We start from the raw sequence: 4,402 nt of genomic DNA on the forward strand, positions 1-4,402 counted from the left end.
CGTGCTGGAGTGCGCGCAGACGAAGAGTCAGTCTAGCACGGGCGGGCGTGTCGGCTTGACCTGCGGCACCGCCTCACGTGGCCGCAGCCGCCTGCGGCCCGGCCCCGCGCCCCCACCGGAACGCCGATACGGTCGGGTCGCCGGCGATCCAGAAGCGCCACGGGAACGCCGCCGTCCCCGCCTCGCCCGCCACGCCCACGCGCGGCCCGGTCGCCGGCTGCGCCACGGGGTCCACCGGCAGCAGCAGCTGCGCGACGGCACCGTGAAGCGGCACCCCCGTGACGGCGTCGATCCCGTCATGACGGGGGTGGCGCAGTCCCACCGCGTCGCCGAGACGTCCCGGCCCCCGGGCGAGGTCGCGGTCGACGCGTGCGGCGGTGCGGCGGCGACGGGCGGAATCCAGCCCCTCCACCACCTCGCCGCCGCGCAAGAGCACACCGCCGGCGACCCCGTCGGGCGCGCAGACGACGTTCACGCACGAGTGGATGCCGTGACTCAGGTAGACGTAGAGGTGACCGGGCTCCCCCCACATGGTGGCGTTGCGCGGCGTCGGCCCCATGCGCGCATGCGAACCAGGGTCGGGCACCTCCCCCGTGCCGCGGCCGTGGTAGGCCTCGACCTCGGTGAGGCGCACGCCGACCGTCTCGCCGTCTGCGGTCACCCGCAGCACGCCGCCCAGCAGCCGCGGCGCGACCTCGAGGGGAAGCCCCGCGAGCTCCTCGCGCGTCGCCGGACGCAGGTCGCTCATTGCGGCGGCACCTGGCACCACGAGGAGTCGAATCCGGTGAGCGCGACGACCGGCTCACCTTCGGCGAGGGTGACGATGTGGGTCTCGAGTCGCTCGGGCAGCGGCACGTCATAGAGGTCGTAGGCGTTCGCGACCGCGTCGGGCGCCACCAGCACCGCGGCGTAGCGGCCGCTGGGCGACACGCAGGTCTGCAGCACGGCGTCGGTGCCTGGCACCTCGAAGACCGCTCGCGTTCCGCCCGGCTCGACGACCTCGACCGAGGTGCCGAGCGGGTTGAGGCCGTCGAAGCGGGTGACGGTCCGCAGGGTCCCCTCGCCGCCGGGGAGGGGCAGCACGAGCTGGGGCCGCACGTCGGCGACGGCGAGCGGCAGCGGCTCCTCGGTGCCGTCGCCGAGATCGACCAGCACCAGCCCGTCCACCCGCTCGACCGCGGCCAGCGGCGTACCACGGGCGATGCCCTCGATCGCCATGGCAGTGCCGAGGTCGACCGAGTCGGCGCCCGACGACGCCGACAGCAGCAGCCGGCCGTCGAAGGTCAGCACCAGGAGCGCCTCGCTGTCGGGGACGAACCTCCAGTCGGTGACCCGCTGCTCGTCGCCCGCGATCGACACCGCGACCGGATCGGCATCCGGATCCTTGAGCGACGCGGTGTAGAGCACGCTCTCGGCGCCGCCGCCGAGCCCCACGTCGTCGGCGGTGTAGGTGTAGCCGATGAGCTCGCCGCGGTCGGCGCTCTGCAGGTTGGCGACGCGACCCACCCCCGGCAGAGCGAGCTGGGTGGGGTTGCCGCCGTCGCGGTCCGTGACGATGAGCGCAGTGCGGTCGTCTTCGCGCACCGAGATCACGAGCCGGCTCGAGGTGGCCCGGAAGTCCTCGATGTGGGGGTGCTCGAAGACGGGCACGCCCTCGCCGGCGAGGTCGGTGCGAAAGACGGTGTCGCCCCCTTCGGAGCGCCGCAGCAGGAACATCTCCAGGGGCGGGGTGCGCATCGTCTCGACCACATCCGAGGTCGGGCCGCCGCCGACGGCCTGGAGCCCCTCGATGCGCACCGTGTACTCGGTGTCGTCGTACAGCGGCAGGGTGAAGCGCACGCCGACGCTGCGGCCGGAGGTGTCGACCGTGAAGGGGGTCTCCGGGGTGACGGTGACCTGCGAGGGATCGACCTCCTGCAGCGACCGGCTGGTCGTCACGATGAACCGCGAACCGGATGCCGAGATCGCCGCCGCGGGATCGGACTGCACCCCGGTGACGCGGGGACCCTGCAGAGCGGCGATTCCGGCGCCCACGAGCCCGACGAGCACGAGCAGGCCGACGACGACCGCGAACGCCACCGCGAACGAGCGCCGGCGCCGATCGCGGCGCAGGCCGCCCCGCGTGCGCTGCCGACGACCGACGGCGTCAGTACTCATAAGGGTCGTCCGGCTCGTCGATGGGGGTCACCTCGGTCGCGGCGATCGTCAGCGCGCCGTCGGCGCCGACCTGCACGGTTCCGCTGACGGTCACCCAGGTGCCCGTCTCGGGCACGTCGCCGACGGCGACGGGAACGCTCGCCACCTGCGCGTCGATGACGCAGTGCGTGATGACCAGCCTCGTGAGGTCGAACCCGTCGTCGGCGGGAGTGACGAAGCCGGTGAGGGTCACCGCGTCGCCGTCGAAGGCCTCGGGGTTGGTGGCGGTGGCGAAGACCGTCGCCCACTCCCCGACCCCGAACACCGTGGTGTCGCCGGTGGTGGCGAGGTCGAGCGCGTCGGCGCCCTGGAAGAGCGGCGCCGATCCAGTGTCGCGGTCCATCGCAAGCTCGGCCGAGAGCGACGCCGGGGGCAGCACGAGGATCGCGCCGACGATGCCGGTGGCCAGCACCCCTCCCGCCACGGTCGCCGCGGTCGCCGCGGTGCGGCCGAAGCCCGCGGCGGCGACGGCCTCGCGCCCGGCGTCGTGCTCCGCCTCGTGCTCGCCACCGTGGGCGTCGCCGGCGGCCGCGCGCGCGTCACTGTGATCATGGCCGTGCTCCGCCTCGGCGCCGAGCGGCAACGCGAAGCTCGCCACGGTCCCGACGAGCGCGACCACGGCGAACGCGACGGCGAACCACGACGTGTCGGGGTTGATGTACAGCCCGATGCGGCCCGTCGCCGCCAGCACGATCGTGAACGCGGCCACGCCGGCGGCGAGCCCGACTCCCAGCCAGCGGTTGGTGAGCGCCTGACCGCGGGTGAGCACCCCGCTCTTCGACGAGAGCATCTCGACGTCAGACAAGCAGGTTCACCCCCACGCCCATCGCGAAGGCGAACAGCACGACGACCACCGTCATCCCGACGAGCACGGGAGTGCGGTAGGTGGTGCGCAGCAGCGCCAGCATCTTGATGTCGACGATCGGGCCGACGATGAGGAACGCCACGATCGCGCCGGGCGTGAATGTCGACGCGAAGGAGAGCGCGAAGAACGCGTCGACGTTGGAGCAGATCGAGACGATCATCGCCAGCGCGATCATCACGGCGATCGACAGGGCCGGGTTGGACCCGATGGCCACCAGCGCCTCGCGCGGCACCAGCACGTGCACGGCGCCGGCCAGACCCGATCCGATGACGAGCGCCGGCATGACCGCGCGCAGCTCGACGACGAACTGGGCGAGGCTGCGTCGGCCCCGACCGCCCGTGTCGGATGCCGCGAAGTCGCAGGTGTCGCGGAAGCGGTCGGTGATGAGGGCATCGGGGTCCGGGTGCAGGCTGTACAGCCAGCCGATGAGGTTCGCGACCAGGTAGCCGCCCACGAGCCGGGCGATGAGGATGCCGTCGTCGAACCCGAACGCCTGGTGCGTCGTGAGGATGACGATGGGGTTCACGATCGGCGCCGCCACGAGGAAGGTGAGGGTCTCGGGCACCGAGAACCCGCGCATCATCAGACCCCGCGCGAAGGGCACATTCCCGCATTCGCATACCGGGATGAACATGCCCAGCAACGACAGCACCGCCCGGCGCGCCCACGCGCGTCGCGGCATCCACCGCTCGATCGCCCCGGGTGGGAGCCACACCTGGATGACGATGGAGAGCAGCACGCCGAGCACCACGAAGGGCAGGGACTCGATGAGCACGCTGATGGCGAGGGTGAGGCCGTCCTGCGCCCGATCGGGGAGAGGAGTGGATGCCGGTGTGATCGCCGCAACCAGCAGCAGTGCGGCGACGACGGCCGCCCCGAGGCCGAGCGAGACCAGCAGCCGCGTGCTGCGCGCCGGTTCGGGGCGCGCGATACGTGGCCGGCGCGCTCGGCGGGGCTGCACGCTCGTCACGCGAGCGACTCCCGGGCGACCGCGGACTCGGCGGCCGCGGGCGACGCGGCGCCGGCGGCGGCGGCGGTGCAGGCGGCGCACACCCCGAAGATGTCCACGACGTGCTCGGCCTGCGTGAATCCGTGCTGGGCCGCCGTGCGGTGCGCCCACTGCTCGACATCTGTCGCGGCGATCTCTACGGCGTGTCCGCAGCGGCGGCAGATGAGGTGGTGGTGGTGGCCCGAGGTGGTGCAGGCGCGGTAGAGCGCCTCACCGTCGGGGCTCTGCAGCTGGTCCGCGTCGCCGGCTGCGGCCAGGCCCGCGAGCGCCCGATAGACGGTGGCGAGGCCTATGCCGGTGTTCTCTTCGCGCAGCGTCGCGTGCAGGGTCTG

General features: G+C 73.0%; 5 protein-coding genes. All 5 read right to left on the reverse strand.

Annotated features, from left to right (window positions below; translation table 11 throughout):
* Nucleotides 1-73: 73 nt before the first annotated feature.
* The gene (locus NQ160_RS19245; RefSeq protein ID WP_257516724.1) at nt 74-748 is read right to left on the reverse strand and encodes a DNA-3-methyladenine glycosylase; all 675 of its coding nucleotides are present in this window, start codon (nt 746-748) and stop codon (nt 74-76) included.
* Nucleotides 745-2,157, reverse strand: coding sequence for a hypothetical protein (locus NQ160_RS19250; RefSeq protein WP_257516725.1), 1,413 nt, complete (start codon nt 2,155-2,157; stop codon nt 745-747). The genes NQ160_RS19245 and NQ160_RS19250 overlap by 4 nt, the downstream gene beginning before the upstream one ends.
* Nucleotides 2,147-2,986, reverse strand: coding sequence for a TIGR03943 family putative permease subunit (locus NQ160_RS19255; protein ID WP_257516727.1), 840 nt, complete (start codon nt 2,984-2,986; stop codon nt 2,147-2,149). The genes NQ160_RS19250 and NQ160_RS19255 overlap by 11 nt, the downstream gene beginning before the upstream one ends.
* Nucleotides 2,987-2,993: 7 nt before the next feature.
* Entirely contained in the window at nt 2,994-4,031 is a 1,038-nt protein-coding gene (locus NQ160_RS19260) for a permease (protein ID WP_374113680.1), read from the reverse strand.
* Nucleotides 4,028-4,402: Fur family transcriptional regulator (locus tag NQ160_RS19265; protein ID WP_257516726.1), on the reverse strand; the 375-nt coding region annotated here is incomplete at its 5' end. The genes NQ160_RS19265 and NQ160_RS19260, both read right to left, overlap by 4 nt.

The organism is Microbacterium sp. zg.Y909, assembly GCF_024626565.1.